The sequence below is a fragment of the Schaalia radingae genome, from assembly GCF_900106055.1.
Lineage (GTDB): Bacteria > Actinomycetota > Actinomycetes > Actinomycetales > Actinomycetaceae > Pauljensenia > Pauljensenia radingae_A.
This window is the reverse complement of sequence record NZ_LT629792.1, coordinates 441,278-456,671: the sequence shown is the minus strand read 5'-3', so window position 1 is coordinate 456,671 and position 15,394 is coordinate 441,278. Positions and strand designations below refer to the sequence as shown.

Here is a 15,394-nt window from a genome sequence, read left to right as displayed (position 1 = left end):
ACCTAGTCGTCCAGGCCGTCCAGCACGGCGGCCGAGGAGGACAGGCCAAGCCGGGAGGCGCCTGCTTCGATCATGGCGAGCGCGCTCTGAGCATCGCGAATTCCGCCCGATGCCTTGACTCCCAGGCGGTCTCCCACGGTCTGACGCATGAGTTCAACGGCGTGGACCGATGCGCCGCCCGAAGGGTGGAAACCGGTGGATGTCTTGACGAAGTCCGCTCCGGCAGCTTCTGCCTGCTTGCAGGTCTCCACGATTTCCTCATCGGTCAGGACGGCTGATTCGATGATGACTTTCAAAACCGAGTCGGGGCATGCTGCACGCACGGCCGCAATGTCGGCGCGCACACCATCCCAGTCTGCCTGCTTAACCAGCGCAAGGTTCACAACCATGTCAATCTCGTCAGCACCGTCACGAACGGCTTGAGCAGCTTCAGCGGCTTTCACCTCGGCCTTGTGCGCGCCGGAAGGGAATCCGCACACGCACGCCACGTGGAGTCCTTCAGGGGCGTCGATGGGCAGCATCGACGGTGACACGCACACGGAGTAGGTGCCCAGTTCCTGAGCCTGTGCAATCAGCGCGCGCACGTCCTGGTCGGTTGATTCCGGTTTGAGCAATGTGTGGTCGATCATCTGTGCGACGTCGGATCGAGTGGTCATGGGGTGTCTCCTTTTCAGTAGGTCAGGGCGCTACCACAAGGCTGGGCAGCGTCCAGTTTCCAAATTCTTGCCGAGGGTGCCCAGCGCGAGCCTGTGTGAACACGCTGGGAGAAGTAGTGATGACTTTCCCGCTGGATGGCTCGAAAACCACCCACTGCGAGTCAGCGGATTCCGCTGCGAGCACGGCGATGACGTGCCGAGGGATGAGGCGGTGCGCCCCCACGTAGACGAACGCATCGATTCCGCTGTTGACTGCCCGTTGAACCCGGTCAACACCCCCGCATTCCCATGGCGTCCAGCCGTAGCGCACTCCTACCGCGCTTGATGCCAGTGAAGCCAGTGCCCACGGCGAGGTGCCTAAGGCCTGCGGCCACGGGATCCCCACCCGCGCGGCCTGAGCGTGCAGCGCAACCTGGATCCGGTCAACAGCATCGCGCCGAGCATTCAGATAGGCGTGCTGCGGTCCGCCCGCCCGCGCGGCAACCGCTGCAAGCGCAGCGATCCCGCACGTTGTGCCGTCAACCTGATGCGGCATGACTGCGGGAAGTGGCCGAGGGTGCGCGGTGTTCACTGAGGATCCACTCGATCCAGCACGACGGAGTCAGCACCGCCGCGGCGCTCAGGGCCAATCGCGATGGCTCCCGACAGGGCTTCACGCGCCCGCTCGATTCGCTCAGGTGTCTGCGTGTGCAGCGTCAACAGAGGCTGTCCCTTCGTGACGGCCTCACCCGGTTTGGCGTGGATTTCGATGCCTGCTTCCGCCTGCACGGCATCTTCCTTGCGTGCGCGGCCAGCCCCCAGGCGCCACGAGGCCACACCGATCGAGAGTGCATCCATCGCGGTGACATATCCGGAAGCTTCGGCAGCAATGACTTCCGTGTGCTGGGCAGCCGGCAGCGCAGCGTCAGGATCCCCGCCCTGGCCTGCGACCATTTCACGCCACTTGTCCATCGCGCGGCCATCAGCGAGCGCTTCAGCAGGGTCAACGTCTCCTCGTCCAGCCTGACGCAGCATTTCGCGTGCCAGAGCAACGGTCAGTTCCACCACGTCAGAGGGTCCGCCACCGGCCAGGACCTCCACAGCTTCACGCACTTCCAGCGCGTTGCCGACAGTACGTCCCAGCGGCGTGGACATGTCGGTGAGCAGCGCACAGATCGACAGACCTGCATCTGAACCAAGGTCCACCATCGTGCGTGCCAGTTCGCGCGCATGGTCAATGTCTTTCATGAAGGCACCGGAGCCGACCTTCACGTCCAGCACCAGTGAGCTGGTGCCTTCAGCAATCTTCTTCGACATAATCGACGATGCGATCAGCGGAATACAGTCAACGGTTCCGGTCGTGTCACGCAGCGCGTACAGCTTGCGGTCAGCGGGAGCCAACCCAGACCCTGCCGCGCAGATCACTGCCCCAACCGTATCCAGCATGTGCATGATTTCGTCATTGCTCAGGTTCGCGCGCCACCCGGGGATCGATTCCATCTTGTCCAGGGTTCCGCCGGTGTGCCCCAGGCCGCGCCCGGACAGCTGCGGCACGGCCACGTCATACACCGCGACGAGAGGTGCCAGCGGCAGCGTGATCTTGTCACCGACACCGCCGGTGGAGTGCTTGTCACTGGTGGGGCGCGTCAGGCTGGAAAAGTCCATCCGTTCCCCGGAGCTCATCATGGCCTGCGTCCAGCGCTCAATTTCACGGCGCTGCATCCCGTTGATGAAAATCGCCATCGCCAGCGCCGACATTTGCTCATCGGCAACGACGCCTCGCGTGTAGGCATCGATCACCCAGTCGATCTGATGGTTGTCCAGCTCACCTCCGTCACGCTTGGTTGAGATGACGTCGACAACGTCAAACTGTTCAACGCTCATTGCTTCCTCCGTTCTCAGGGTCTTCACCTGTCACTTCACGCACATTCCACGGGCCAAAGCCGCGCGGCAGTACCTCGTCCATCCGCATCAGGCCGCCAGGCATGGCGAGCATCAGGTCAGGGCCGCCATGTTCGAACAGGATCTGTCGGCACCGTCCGCACGGAGCGGTCGCCTCCTGGTGGGCATTGACGCACGCGAACGCGACCAGGTGCCCTCCACCTGTGTTGATCAGTTCAGATATCACGCCACATTCAGCGCACAGTGTCACACCGTACCCGGCGTTCTCAACGTTGCATCCCGACACGATTCGACCATCGTCGACGAGGGCGGCCGCGCCCACCGGATAGTGCGAATACGGGCAATAGGCTCGCTGCATGGCACTGACGGCTGCCTGGTGAAGGTCAGCCCACGTCTGGTCTGTGATCTCCATAGTTCTCCCTTGCCGTTCCATTTCTACTTTACGGGTAGGGAACGCCTTCTGCGGCTGGCGCGCGCACACGACCCACGAAGCCTGCAATCGCCAGAATCGTCACCACATAGGGGATCATCAGCATGATCTGTGACGGCATGGGTGATCCGATAATGGACAGCGTGTAGCCCAGGTTCATGGCGAAACCGAACAGCAGTGCTGCGGCCACTCCGCCGATCGGGGTCCAGCCGCCCAGAATCATGGCGGCCAGGGCGATGTAGCCGTTGCCCGATGCCATGTCCTTGGCGAATGCCAGGCCGTGCCCGATGGTGAAGAACGCACCGCCCAGGCCGGCCAGAGCGCCACCCAGGATCGCATTGTTGATGCGTGTCCTCATCACGTTGATGCCCACTGTGTCGGCCGCCTGCGGGTGCTCGCCGCACGCCCGCATACGCAGGCCCCATCGTGAGTGGAACAGCATGAACTGCAGCACTCCAACCACAACGTACATCGTGTACACCAAGATGGTCTGCTGGAACAGCACCGGGCCGATCAGAGGGATCCTGGACAGGATCGGAATCGAAATGACCGGCAGTGATACACCGGAGTTAAAGGCTTCGCGCGACTCCGCTGACACATTCAGCACCGTGGAGTAGAAGAAGCTGGTCAATCCCAATACCAGCACGTTCAGCACAACACCGACAATGATCTGGTCGACGCGGTATTTCAGTCCGAACAGCACCAGGAGCAGTGACACCAGCATGCCGGCGATCGGCGCGGCAATCAGGCCCACCCATGCGTTCCTGGCCAGCGAGGCGACGACCGCGCCGAGGAACGCTCCGAAAAGCAGCTGACCTTCAATGGCGATGTTGATGGTTCCAGAGCGCTCCCCCACCGTGCCGGCCATTGCGCCGAAAATCAATGGAACTGACAGGGTCAGTGCGCCCGCCAGCAATGTGACGATCGGGATGACGGTGTCGCGCCCCGCTCCAGCCCAGGTCAGGAACACGAGAATGAACAGCACGCCGACGATTGCATGCATCCACAGCGGAGTGCTCACGCGGCGCTGCCGCTGCATGAATGCGACGGCTGTCAGGGCTGCCAGAATCAGCGTGGCCACGATGGCGAAAGGCCGTGCAGGAACAGAGAAGTCCGGGATCGCCACGAAGTCCGAGGACCGTCCCAGCGCAAAGCGCGTGGAACTGTGGCAATAGAACGCCAACAGTGCGCTCAGTACCGCCGCCAGCGCGTAGGAAACAACAACTTTCACCGGCAGTGCGGGCTGCACAGACTGTGTAGTCGCTGTGGTACTCATGCTGCCACCTCTTTCTTCGCGATACGGGAATGCGGCAGCGGTTCAGGCAAACGGAAAATCGCGCGAACCAGTGGCGGCGCGGCAATGAACAACACGATCGTGGACTGGATGACCAGGACAATGTCGATCGGAGTCTGCGTCGCAGTCTGCATAATCGCACCGCCCGCTTTCAGCGCGCCGAACAGCAATCCGGCCAGCACCGTACCCAGTGGGCGTGACTTGCCCAGCAGCGCCACGGTGATCGCATCAAAACCGATTGATGCGGCAATGCCGGTAGTCAGATAGCGTTCAGTGCCCAGAGCCGGGGCCGAACCAGCCAGACCGCACAGCGCACCAGAAACAATCATGACCAGCGTCGTCACTTTTTCAACGGAGATACCCGCTGTGCGTGCCGCCGCAGGATTCAGGCCCGTCGCGCGGAATTCGAACCCGATCGTTGAACGCTCCAGCAGCCACCACACGAACAGTGCAGCCGCCAGAGCGGCAATGAATCCGAAGTGCACACGGAAGGAATCTCCCAGCAGCCTGGGGTACATCGCTGTTTCGAGGACCGGCATGGATTTCGGGTTCGTGTTCCCCTCGCCAATGAACGAGGGCCGGGTCAGGACGTACCCGATCAGCAAACCGGCGATCGAGTTGAGCATGATCGTCGTGATGACTTCGTTCGCGCCGGTCTTCGCTTTCAGGATGCCGGCAATTCCGGACCACAGTGCACCGCCGAGGGCGGCTCCGCACATGGCTGCCAGCAAGTGAATCACGGGTGGCAGGTGCCAGGCGAATCCCACGTAGCTGCCGAAGATTGCACCGAGCACGACCTGCCCCTGCGCACCGATGTTGAACAGGCCTGCCCGGAATCCCACTGCCACACCCAGGCCCGCAAAGATCAGGGGAACCGAGTTGGTGAGGGTTTCGGTGATCGGCCGCCACATGCGTGCTGTGCTGGACGCTTTCCAGTCAAAGACTGCGCCGCGCAGCATCGCCTCGTAGGCGTCGCCCACTGCGGACCACAATGCGGCGAACGTGTCGACGGGGCGTGCGAAGAAATACCCGGCCGCTGTCTGAACGTTTGGGTTTGAAATGGCGATCAGCACTGATCCGACGACGAGTGCCACGACAACGGCCAGAACCGATACGAGCCAGGAGCCCGACATGACGCGTCGGATGAGGGAAGCCTGCGCACCGGAGCGGTCGGACACGTCTGGTGTTTCCTGTGCCTCTTTCACTGCTCCTCCTTTTCAGCCTGCTCGTCGGCAGCGCCCAGAATTGTTTCATGGTGAGCGGCCTGGCTGCGAGCTTCGTCGGCGGGCACACCCGCCATCATCAGTCCCAGCACGTCGCGCGGTGTATCGGCGGGGACGATGCCGACGATTCGTCCGCGATACATCACGGCGATCCGGTCAGCCAGCGCGACAACCTCGTCCAGTTCACTGGAGATGATCAGCACCGCGGTTCCTTCGTCACGCTCAGCAACAATGCGGCGGTGGACGAACTCGATCGATCCGACGTCCAGGCCGCGGGTCGGCTGCGAGGCCACCAGAAGGTCCAGGTCGCGCGAAATTTCACGTGCCAGCACGACCTTTTGCTGATTGCCGCCCGACAGAGTGGAGATCGGGTCAGAAACGTCGGTGACACGAATGTCGTACTCGTCAACTTTTTCGAGCGCGTTGGCGCGCACTTTCTTCGGATTTAACGACGGACCTGCGCCAAACTGCGCACTGTTCGAAATATCCAGGATGAGATTTTCGGCAATCGAGAAGCCTGCGATCATGCCGTCGGTCGAGCGATCCTCGGGCACGAACCCCATGCCGTGATGGATGCGCTGGCGCACACTCATCGGGGAGAGCTGCGCTCCTGACATTGTCATCGTCCCGGACGTCGGTGTTTCCAGTCCGAGCAGGCATTCAGCCAGTTCGGTCTGACCATTGCCCTGCACGCCGGCCACCGCCAGAATCTCTCCGCTGCGAATACTCAACGTCACATCATCGAGTGCAACTGCGCCCGCCGCATCAACCAGCGACAGTCCGTCCACATCCAGCACAACCTCGCCAGGTGAGGCCGGGCCTTTTTCCACCGTCAGATTCACGTCGCGGCCCACCATCATCGAGGCCAGCTCGTTCTCGCTTGAATCCGGAGCAGCTTCACCAACCACTTTTCCGCGCCGGATCACCGTGATGCGATCCGCGATTGCGCGCACTTCGCGCAGCTTATGCGTGATGAAAACGATGGATGTGCCGTCCTCTTTCAGTCCGCGCATAATCTCAATAAGTTCATCGGTTTCCTGCGGGGTGAGCACGGCAGTCGGCTCATCGAGGATCAGCACTTTAGCTTCACGCGAGAGTGCCTTGATGATCTCCACGCGCTGCTGAGCTCCCACAGGCAGGTCTTCGATTCGTGCTTTCGGATTCACGTCGAATCCGAATCGGGCTGAGATTTCAGTCACCTTACGGGCGGCGGCGACCTCGTCGATCACTCCAAACGTGCCGGTGGGTTCGTAACCCAGGGCCACGGATTCGGCAACGGTGAATACGGGGACGAGCATAAAGTGCTGGTGCACCATGCCGATTCCGGCTGCCACAGCGTCGCCGGGACCTTTAAAGCGGACGGGTTCCCCGTCGATGAGGATTTCACCGGCATCTGGTTGGTACAGGCCGTACAGCACATTCATCAACGTTGATTTACCTGCGCCGTTTTCACCCAGCAGGGCGTGAATCTGACCAGGTTCAACGGTCAGATCAATATGGTCATTGGCGACGAGGGGCCCGAAAACCTTAGTGATGCCTCGTAGTTCGAGTTTCACTCGCTGACTCTTTTCTGAAAGAACGAAGATGCCGTCGCCACCTCATATTCGGTTGCGACGGCATCTTCATCATTCGGTCGGTGTTACACGCTCACAGAGAGCGCATCACTTTGCCGGGTCGTACTGCGTGGACACATCCAGTGATCCGTCCACAATCTGCTGCTTCAGCTCTTCGACCTTGTCCTTGAGCTCCTGAGAAACCTGGGAGTCCATGTCGTAGAACGGAGCCATCGCCACGCCCTTGTTCTTCAGGTTGCCGATGTATGGCGTGGAGGAGAAGTTGCCGTCCTTCGCGTCCTTGACAGTGTCGAACACGGCATTTCCGATTTCCTTGACGACGGACGTGAAGATGGCTGGATCGCCCACTGATTCGTGACCGTCAGCGTCAACCCACACTGCCTTCAGTTCGCCCTTGTTCGGTGCTGCGTTGATGGCTGACAGGGTGCCTGAGCCGATTGGGCCGGCAACCGGCATGATGATGTCGGCGCCCTGAGAGATGAATCCTTCAGTCAGAGTCTGTCCCTTATCGATCGAGGAGAAGTCGCCCACGAATGAACCGGTCTTCTTCTCGGTGTCCCACCCCAGAACCTGGATGGCGCTGCCGTTGTCTTCGTTGTACTTCTCAACGCCCTTGGCGAAGCCTTCCATGAAGATCTGGACGGTCGGAATTTCCATGCCGCCGTAGGTTGCGACTGTGCCGCTCGTGGTGGTGCCGGCTGCAACATATCCGGCGAGGAACGCTGCCTCAGCCGTGTTGAAGATGAGCGGGCGGCCGTTTTCCAGTTCGATCGGGTTCTGCTGTGCGTCCTGGAACTGCGAGTCAACGAGTGCGAACTGGATATCCGGGTTGGCCTGTGCTGCCTCAGCCATGGTGATAGCCAGCTTGTATCCAACGCCGACGATCAGCGTGCATCCGTCCTGAATCATGGCGTCAACGTTGGTCTGGTAGTCACCGTCTGACGTTGATTCCGCGAACTTGACTTCCACGCCCAGTTCCTGGCCAGCGCGATCCATGCCTTCCTTACCGGATTCGTTGAAGGAGCGGTCGTCGAAGCCGCCCTCGTCAGAGACCATACAGGCCTTGACTTCACTGGAACCCGCCGCCTGACCGGACTGGCCACCGGCTCCTGATGCCGGTTCGGTTGATCCGCTTGATGCTTCGGGTGCTGCGCCGCATCCTGCGAGCGCGAGCGCTGCGATCGCTGCAACAGCGCCTAGTTTGAAGCTCTTCGTCATAGTCTTCCTCTCACGAATATGGCATGCCCTCGGTGGACATGTCGTCGCTGCAGAATCCTCATAACGATAGCGCAAATCGTAAGGGCGTTTGGACAAAATTACGGATTCTTGATCTAGATCATGTCCAGACGTCCGTTTTCACGCGCCAGCTCCACAACATGAGATACGTCCTGAGCGCGGTCATTGCTGACCACCAGAATCGCATCGTCCTGAACGACGACGGTCATGTTGTCCACCCCGACCAGCGCAATCATCTGATCGGTCGACGAGTGCACGCTGGTGCCCGGCGCATCAACGCGTACGACCGATCGCTCCGATTGGCCGAACGTGTTGAGCGAGGGATAGTCCCCCACGTCAGTCCACCCCAGATCCTGCGAAGGCACCACCGCGACGCGTCCGCGCGCGGCGAGCGGCTCGGCCAGGGCGTAGTCAATGGCGATCGATTCAATGGACTCCCATAGTTCTTCGCGCTCGTTCGGGTCGGTGTCAGGGTCCACGATCGCGTTCAAGGCGCGGTCCATCTGTGGATTCTCATGGGCGAGGGCGTCCCTGAGCGTGCCCGCCCGCACGATGAATATTCCAGCGTTCCACAGGTAGCCGTCCGTCACGTATCGCCGGGCGGTTGACTCGTTGGGCTTTTCCACGAATTCGCTGACTGTATAGGCGCCGCTGGCTCCCCCAAGTGCAGGCCCGGGATGGATATATCCGTACGCGGTCGATGGCGAGGTGGGCGCAATGCCAATCGTTGTCAGGTAGCCGCTGCGGGCTGCCTGAACTGCCCGCCCGATCGCCTGGTGCAGCTGATCGGGGTGCGCGATGGCATGGTCAGCTGCAAATGAGCCGACAATCGCGTCCTGCCCAAAACGCCTGAGAATGGAGTAGGCTGCCCACCCGATCGCTGCCATCGAATTGCGTGGAGCCGGTTCCGCAAGGATTGTGCACTCGTCGTGCAGCTGGGCGGCGACAGCGTCACGATGCCTGGCGCCGGTGACGACCGTGATGGACCGGGAGACAGGCGTCAGCCTCGTCACTGTCTCCTGCAGCATGGAGCAGCCGCTGCCCGTCAGGTCGAGCAGGAATTTCGGGCGGTTTCGGCGCGACAGTGGCCACAGGCGTGTACCTGAGCCTCCAGCCGGAATAATCGCGTGAATGGTCGGGGCGATATGGGTCGTCATGGCTCCAGAATATGCATAAACCTCCGGCCGCTCCACGGCGACCGGAGGCTTATGACCAGAGAGTCGGGTCTTACTCTTCTTCAGATGCTTCCTCAGCGGCTTCAGCGGCTTCTGCGCCTTCAGATTCGCCTTCTGCAGCTGCTTCAGGTTCAGGAATTTCGTTTTCCTGAATCTCGGCGACCGACAGAATGTCAACCTCTTCGTCGGTGACCAGATCAACGTTCTCAGGCAACTTCAGGTCGCCTGCGTGGATCACCAGGCCGTCCTCGGCGCCCTCGATGTCGACCTCGATGAACTCGGGGATCGAGGTAGCAGGCGCAGCCACCATGACCTGGAAGGTTTCGACGGTGTGCGTCAGGCCGGCCTGCGGCTCGCCCACGACGGAGATCGGAACCTCAACATCAACCTTTTCGCCGGCCTTCACGGCCAGCAGGTCGACGTGCAGGATGTTGCGTGACACGGGGTGACGCTGGACGTCCTTCACTAATGTCAGGTAGGTTTCACCATCGACCGACAGTTCAACGACTGCGTTCGGGTTAGAACGCACAATCAAAAACGTTTCGTGCGAGGGCAGTCCCAGATGCATCGTGTCGGAACCGTGTCCGTACATGACTGCGGGGATCACGCCGTCACGACGTGCGCGGCGTGCTGCACCCTTACCAAAGTCATTGCGCAGCTGCGCATCAAGATGATTTTCACTCATTGAAGCCTCCATTTTTCAGTCGTTTCTTCGCCGACGACACCAACAAGGCTTCTCTCTGCGCGCGGGCGCACCGCAGGTAAAAGCTTCGTCGATCACGGCACCGCAGATATGCGACGCCCTCGCCGGAGCAACGACACATAGCCTAACCCGAAAGGGGCGCTCTATGCGACCCCGTCGAACAGTGATGTGACCGATCCGTCTTCGAAGACCTCTTTAATGGCGCGAGCCAGCAGAGGCGCAATCGACAGGATCGTCAGCTTGTCAAAACGCTTCTCCCCAGTGATGGGCAACGTGTCAGTGACGACCACTTCAGTTGCTCCACACTCAGAGAGGCGCTGGGTTGCCGGGTGGGACAGGACGCCGTGCGTTGCCGCCACGAGCACTGACTTCGCACCGGCCTTGTACAGTACCTTGACCGCTTCAGCAATCGTGCCGCCCGTGTCGATCAGGTCATCAACCAGCACGCAGTCACGCCCGTCGACTTCACCCACCACGCGGTTGGCGACCGCGACGTTGGGGCGAGTGGTGTCACGGGTCTTGTGAATGAATGCCAGCGGGCAGTTCCCCATCTTCGCAGCCCACTTCTCAGCCACGCGAATGCGGCCGGCGTCCGGCGACACGACAGTGGCGTGCGACAGGTTCACGCGTCCGCGCACGTAGTCGACCAGCACGGGCATGGCCCACAGGTGATCAACAGGACCGTCGAAGAAGCCCTGTTCCTGCGAGGCGTGCAGATCCACGCTCATCACGCGGTCAGCTCCGGCTGTCTTGTACAGATCGGCCACGAGGCGAGCGGAGATCGGTTCACGACCCTGATGTTTCTTATCCTGACGTGCATAGGGGTAAAACGGTGAAACAGCGGTGATGCGCTTGGCTGACGCGCGCTTGGCGGCATCAATCATGATGAGCTGTTCCATCAGCCACTTGTTAATAGGGGTGGTGTGCGACTGCAGCACGAAGACGTCAGCCCCACGCACAGATTCGTTGAATCGAACGTAGATCTCTCCGTTGGCAAAATCGTAGGCAGTGGTCGCAGAGACACCGCAGCCCAGATGCTCACCTACCTGATTTGCAAGATCGACGTGTGCCCGTCCTGATACAAGCACGAGTCGTTTTTCACCACTGGCGACCAAGCCACTCATACGGTTGTCCTCCCCTTCAACCTGCCGCTACACGGATGCGGCGTCTCTTATGCTATAGGTTCATCCCCCTGATCCGTGAGTTGATGTGGCGTGCTTTACTCGATACAGGCCCCTCAAGGCTATTTCGGGATCGATTAGCACTGTTGTTCCGGTGTCGTGCAGGCACGAGATTATTTCGGGGAACGCGACCCCCCAGAGAGGATGACGCAAAACCGTTTTTCGTTGCTATAGTGCAACTTTGCTCAGTACATTGAGCTCCGCCCCCAGGATTCGAACCTAGACTAAGGGCACCAAAAACCCCTGTGCTGCCGTTACACCAAGGCGGATAGACCACCCGATTATGTCACAGTCGCGCGAAGAATCAGAAGCTTAAAGTGTGGAGCTCAACACGTTCTAGAGTACTGCTATGGCAGAAAAACGAGTCCGGATGAGCGGTGTGGCGCGACGTGAGCAACTCATTGAAGTCGGTCGCGCCCTCTTTGCAAAGAAAGGTTTCGACGGTACGTCCATGGAGGAGGCAGCCGCGCAGGCAGGCGTCTCCAAACCGGTCGTCTACGAGCACTTTGGCGGAAAAGAAGGTCTGTATGCGGTGATCGTGGACCGTGAGGTGCAGTCCCTTGTCTCCGCGATCCAGACGTCGCTGGAATCGTCCACGCATCCGCGTGAGATCCTCGAGGCGGCCGCACTGACACTGCTGGATTACATTGAATCGAATACGGATGGCTTCCGCGTCCTCGTGCGCGATACACCCAACGACCGTACATCCAGTTCTTTCTCATCGGTGCTCGGCGATGTTGCGATGCGGGTGGAATACCTTGTGGCCGAACAGTTCGAACGCTCGAATATGGAACCGGGGTGGGCACCGCTGTATGCGCAGATGCTTGTCGGTTTGATCGCGCAGGTCGGGCAGTGGTGGCTCGAAGATCGCTCCATGCCGAAGGAAGTTGTGGCTGCACACGCCGTCAACCTGGTGTGGTACGGGCTGCGCAACCTCAAGACTGATCCGTCATTGCGTATGCATTCTGCGTGAGCCCCCCTCGCGAAAGTATCTCGAAAACAAGTATCTTGGTGTCATGAGAAAAACGCAGCGAGACGAGGTCGATGCGATCGTTCAGGGGTGGGCACGTCAACGCCCGGACACTGACCCCTCCCCCATGCTTGTGCTCTCGCGCGTAGCCAGACTGGCGCGCCATCTGGATCTCAAGCGGCGCGAGGCATTCGCCCAACACGATCTTGACCCGTGGGAATTCGACGTGCTCTCCTCCCTGCGCCGCGCCGGAAAGCCGTATTCGATGACGCCCGGGCACCTCATGGACGAACTGCTCGTCACCTCCGGGACAATGACGAACCGTATTGACCGCCTCGAACGTCGCCACCTTGTAACGCGTTCACCGGCTCCGGATGACCGGCGCGCCGTCCTCGTCACCCTGACCCCCACCGGCAAGAAGCACGTTGATGCGGCGCTGATCTCCCTGCTCGAATGTGAAAAGCAGATTCTGGCGCCGCTTTCCCGAGGCGATCAGGACGATCTTGCTGACCTGCTCAGAATTATCCTCGCATCTTACGAAACGAAGTACTAGCCTAAAAGTAGCGTCCGACCACTACCGCGAGGGGACTTATGACTGACCAACCACCGGCACTCGCATTCGATCACCTGGTCAAGGTGTACGGCAATCTCGTCGCAGTAGGCGACCTGAGCCTGAATATTCCCGCCGGCTCGTTCTATGGAATCGTCGGCCCCAACGGTGCAGGCAAAACCACAACCCTGACAATGGCGACCGGCCTGTTGCGTCCAGATGAAGGAACAGCCTACGTCCACGGCGTTGACATGTGGGCCAATCCAACCGAGGCTAAGAAACTGCTCGGAGTAATGCCTGACGGTATGCATTTGCTGGACCGCCTCTCCGGCCCGGATTTCCTGACCTACGTGGCCTTGCTGCGCGGGATGGACACTGACACTGCGCGCTCACGTACCCAGGACCTGCTCGAAGCCCTGGATCTGACTGAAACGTCTGACAAAATGATCGGCGACTATTCGGCCGGCATGACCAAGAAGATCGCGTTGGGCGCATCCTTGATCCACTCCCCCAGCGTCCTGGTTCTGGACGAGCCGTTCGAATCGGTCGACCCGGTTTCGGCCGCCAATATCCGTGAGATTCTCAAATCGTTCGTGCGCCAGGGCGGCACAGTTGTGCTGTCTAGTCACGTAATGTCAACCGTGCAGAAACTGTGCAGCCACGTTGCGATCATCCATCACGGTCAGGTCGTAATTTCCGGCACGACTGACGAGGTAGCTGCAGGCGGTGACCTCGAAGAGCGCTTCACTCAGATCGTCGGAGGCCGCATCACTCACGAAGGGCTGTCATGGTTGCACTCCTAATGCGGATGAAAGCGAAGCTGACGTGGAACTCGATGAAGCGTCAGACAGCCTTCCTCGTCCTGTCAATCCTGGGGGCCCTGGGCATCGCCGGCTACGTCGGAATGATTGCCGTCGGAGCCGTGTTTTCCATCTTCGAGGGCTACGCCGACCTGGCCAGCGTCATGTTCACTTTGATCAGTGCCTTAGCTGTGCTGGCATGGGTGATAGCTCCTGCGCTTATGGCATCGGCTGACAACACGTTGGATCCGGTTCGCCTCGCACCGTTTGCCGCACCTTCACGGCGTTTCGCGATCGGCATGATTGCCGCAGCTTTCGTGGGATTCTCCGGCATTGGCACTGCGTTATTTCTTCTGGTTCCCTTCGTCGCCTGGATTGTCTCCGGCCATGTGGTGGTGGCGCTCGTCAGTGTGATCAGCGCCTGCCTGGCACTTGCTATATCGCTGGTGTGGTCACGTGCCGTGACGACGTGGATGAGCGTTCAGATGACGGCTTCCACCCGTAGGCGCGATCTACAGGGCGTCATCGCAACGGTCGCGCTGTTTCTCTTCGTCACGCCTCTGGGTCTGTACATCAATGCCGGAATCGACAACTTCAACGCCGCTTTCGTCACCCGACTCGGTACGATCGTCGGCTGGACACCGATGGGCGCCCCGTTCGCGATCAGTCAATCCGTCTATGAAGGCAACTACCTTGTCGCCCTCGCGCGGCTGGCCATTTCACTGGTCACTTTGTGGGCAGGATGGAAGCTGTGGCAGTACGTACTCCCCTTCGCCATGAATGGCAAGGCACGGCCAGTCAGTGCTGAGGCCCGTCAGGCGATTGCAGAGGGACACCACTTGATCGATCCCACGCAGGCTGCTCCCTCGGCGCGCGCTGACCAGCGCTCCTTCAAGCATGTCGATCCGTGGTTGCGTCTGGGTTTGCCACGGGCAGCGGCCGCGCTGGCGGCCCGCACCAGTCACGAGTTTATCCGCGATCCGCGTCTGCTCTCACAGCTGATCGCGGTCGGCGTCCTGCCCGTGCTGGGTATCGCAATTTCGTTTATGGGGTCGAATTCGGACTTCAGCTTTGGCAACACGTTCGCCATTTTCTTCACGCTCTTTGGTGCGATGCTCTTCGGCGGTGTCGTCGCGACCCTGATGGCATGGGATTCAACGGCGAACTGGCTGAGCATCACTGCTGGAATACGCGGACGCGACGAGCGTCTGGGTCGTCTTGTGGGCGCGTTACCCTCAGCGATCAGCCTCTTCGCCGTTGTCATGGCACTGCTGGCTTTCGCCGCGGGGATTCAAGGGCGTTCGCTCATCTACCTCGCAGTCACCACGGTGCTCCTGTTCTGCGCGACTGCCGGCGCAGGCCAGATCCTGCATGCACGCTGGCTCTACCCTGTTCCTCCGCCCGGCGCGAACCCGATATCGACAAAATCCACCGGCAGCTTCACTGCCACGATGCTGGTGCAGTTCGCCCAGTGGCTCGCGGCTCTTGTGGCGTCTTTGCCGGCCTCAGTCGTTCTGCTACTCGGCTTCTTCGGCATCCTGCCAGATTGGATCGGCTACATCGTTGCCCCAGTCTGGTCGCTGGTATGTCTGGTCGTCGGCGTCATCGTGGGCGGTCACATGTGGGATCGCCACGCAGTGACGCTTCTGCAGCAGATCAAGGCCTGGCCAGGCCACGCGAAGACGGCCTGATCGGAATCCATGCGCACGATCCCACCATTT

At 60.4% G+C, this 15,394-nt stretch carries 15 protein-coding genes and 1 tRNA gene; 4 read left to right on the top strand and 12 right to left on the bottom strand.

All coding sequences use genetic code 11. The features are described from left to right. Positions 1-2 precede the first annotated feature (2 nt). From deoC to BLT69_RS01880, 12 genes are all read right to left on the bottom strand, one after another. The gene (deoC, locus tag BLT69_RS01935) at positions 3-656 is read right to left on the bottom strand and encodes a deoxyribose-phosphate aldolase (protein ID WP_058236166.1); all 654 of its coding nucleotides are present in this window, start codon (positions 654-656) and stop codon (positions 3-5) included. Between the two features lie 22 nt (positions 657-678). Further along, the gene (locus BLT69_RS01930; RefSeq protein ID WP_092648264.1) at positions 679-1,227 is read right to left on the bottom strand and encodes a hypothetical protein; all 549 of its coding nucleotides are present in this window, start codon (positions 1,225-1,227) and stop codon (positions 679-681) included. Then, positions 1,224-2,519 carry a thymidine phosphorylase gene (locus tag BLT69_RS01925; protein WP_092648263.1) on the bottom strand — a complete coding sequence of 432 codons (1,296 nt, stop codon included), beginning with the start codon at positions 2,517-2,519 and terminating at the stop codon, positions 1,224-1,226. Before BLT69_RS01925 ends, BLT69_RS01930 begins: the two co-directional genes overlap by 4 nt. Continuing rightward, a complete protein-coding gene (locus tag BLT69_RS01920; RefSeq protein WP_257590374.1) occupies positions 2,509-2,949 on the bottom strand; it encodes a cytidine deaminase in 441 nt (146 codons plus the stop codon). The genes BLT69_RS01925 and BLT69_RS01920 overlap by 11 nt, the downstream gene beginning before the upstream one ends. Positions 2,950-2,977: 28 nt before the next feature. After that, positions 2,978-4,243 carry an ABC transporter permease gene (locus BLT69_RS01915; RefSeq protein ID WP_058236170.1) on the bottom strand — a complete coding sequence of 422 codons (1,266 nt, stop codon included), beginning with the start codon at positions 4,241-4,243 and terminating at the stop codon, positions 2,978-2,980. Beyond that, positions 4,240-5,466 carry an ABC transporter permease gene (locus BLT69_RS01910; RefSeq protein WP_257590373.1) on the bottom strand — a complete coding sequence of 409 codons (1,227 nt, stop codon included), beginning with the start codon at positions 5,464-5,466 and terminating at the stop codon, positions 4,240-4,242. The genes BLT69_RS01915 and BLT69_RS01910 overlap by 4 nt, the downstream gene beginning before the upstream one ends. Then, on the bottom strand, positions 5,463-7,040 hold the full coding sequence (locus BLT69_RS01905; RefSeq protein ID WP_058236172.1) for an ABC transporter ATP-binding protein: 1,578 nt from the start codon (positions 7,038-7,040) through the stop codon (positions 5,463-5,465). Before BLT69_RS01905 ends, BLT69_RS01910 begins: the two co-directional genes overlap by 4 nt. A 105-nt stretch (positions 7,041-7,145) precedes the next feature. Beyond that, entirely contained in the window at positions 7,146-8,276 is a 1,131-nt protein-coding gene (locus BLT69_RS01900; protein ID WP_092648261.1) for a BMP family lipoprotein, read from the bottom strand. Between the two features lie 113 nt (positions 8,277-8,389). Beyond that, positions 8,390-9,451: a mannose-1-phosphate guanylyltransferase gene (locus BLT69_RS01895; RefSeq protein WP_058236174.1), complete on the bottom strand. Its 1,062-nt coding sequence runs from the start codon at positions 9,449-9,451 to the stop codon at positions 8,390-8,392. A gap of 70 nt (positions 9,452-9,521) precedes the next feature. Further along, a complete protein-coding gene (locus BLT69_RS01890; RefSeq protein WP_092648260.1) occupies positions 9,522-10,154 on the bottom strand; it encodes a 50S ribosomal protein L25/general stress protein Ctc in 633 nt (210 codons plus the stop codon). A gap of 161 nt (positions 10,155-10,315) precedes the next feature. Beyond that, positions 10,316-11,296, bottom strand: a complete 981-nt coding sequence (locus BLT69_RS01885; RefSeq protein WP_058236176.1) for a ribose-phosphate diphosphokinase — start codon at positions 11,294-11,296, stop codon at positions 10,316-10,318. 255 nt (positions 11,297-11,551) lie between these two features. Then, positions 11,552-11,622, bottom strand: a tRNA-Gln gene (locus BLT69_RS01880). Between the two features lie 80 nt (positions 11,623-11,702). Between BLT69_RS01880 and BLT69_RS01875 the strand changes: the two genes are divergently transcribed. The 4 genes from BLT69_RS01875 to BLT69_RS01860 are packed head-to-tail and all read left to right on the top strand — an operon-like array spanning position 11,703 to position 15,364. Continuing rightward, positions 11,703-12,326, top strand: coding sequence for a TetR/AcrR family transcriptional regulator (locus BLT69_RS01875; RefSeq protein WP_058236177.1), 624 nt, complete (start codon positions 11,703-11,705; stop codon positions 12,324-12,326). A 43-nt stretch (positions 12,327-12,369) separates the two neighbouring features. Next, positions 12,370-12,876 (top strand): MarR family winged helix-turn-helix transcriptional regulator, encoded by a 507-nt coding sequence (locus tag BLT69_RS01870; protein WP_058236178.1) that lies wholly within the window; start codon positions 12,370-12,372, stop codon positions 12,874-12,876. Positions 12,877-12,914: 38 nt separating this feature from the next. Next, a complete protein-coding gene (locus BLT69_RS01865) occupies positions 12,915-13,676 on the top strand; it encodes an ABC transporter ATP-binding protein (protein WP_058236179.1) in 762 nt (253 codons plus the stop codon). Further along, entirely contained in the window at positions 13,661-15,364 is a 1,704-nt protein-coding gene (locus BLT69_RS01860) for a hypothetical protein (RefSeq protein WP_157886311.1), read from the top strand. The genes BLT69_RS01865 and BLT69_RS01860 overlap by 16 nt, the downstream gene beginning before the upstream one ends. Positions 15,365-15,394 lie beyond the last annotated feature (30 nt).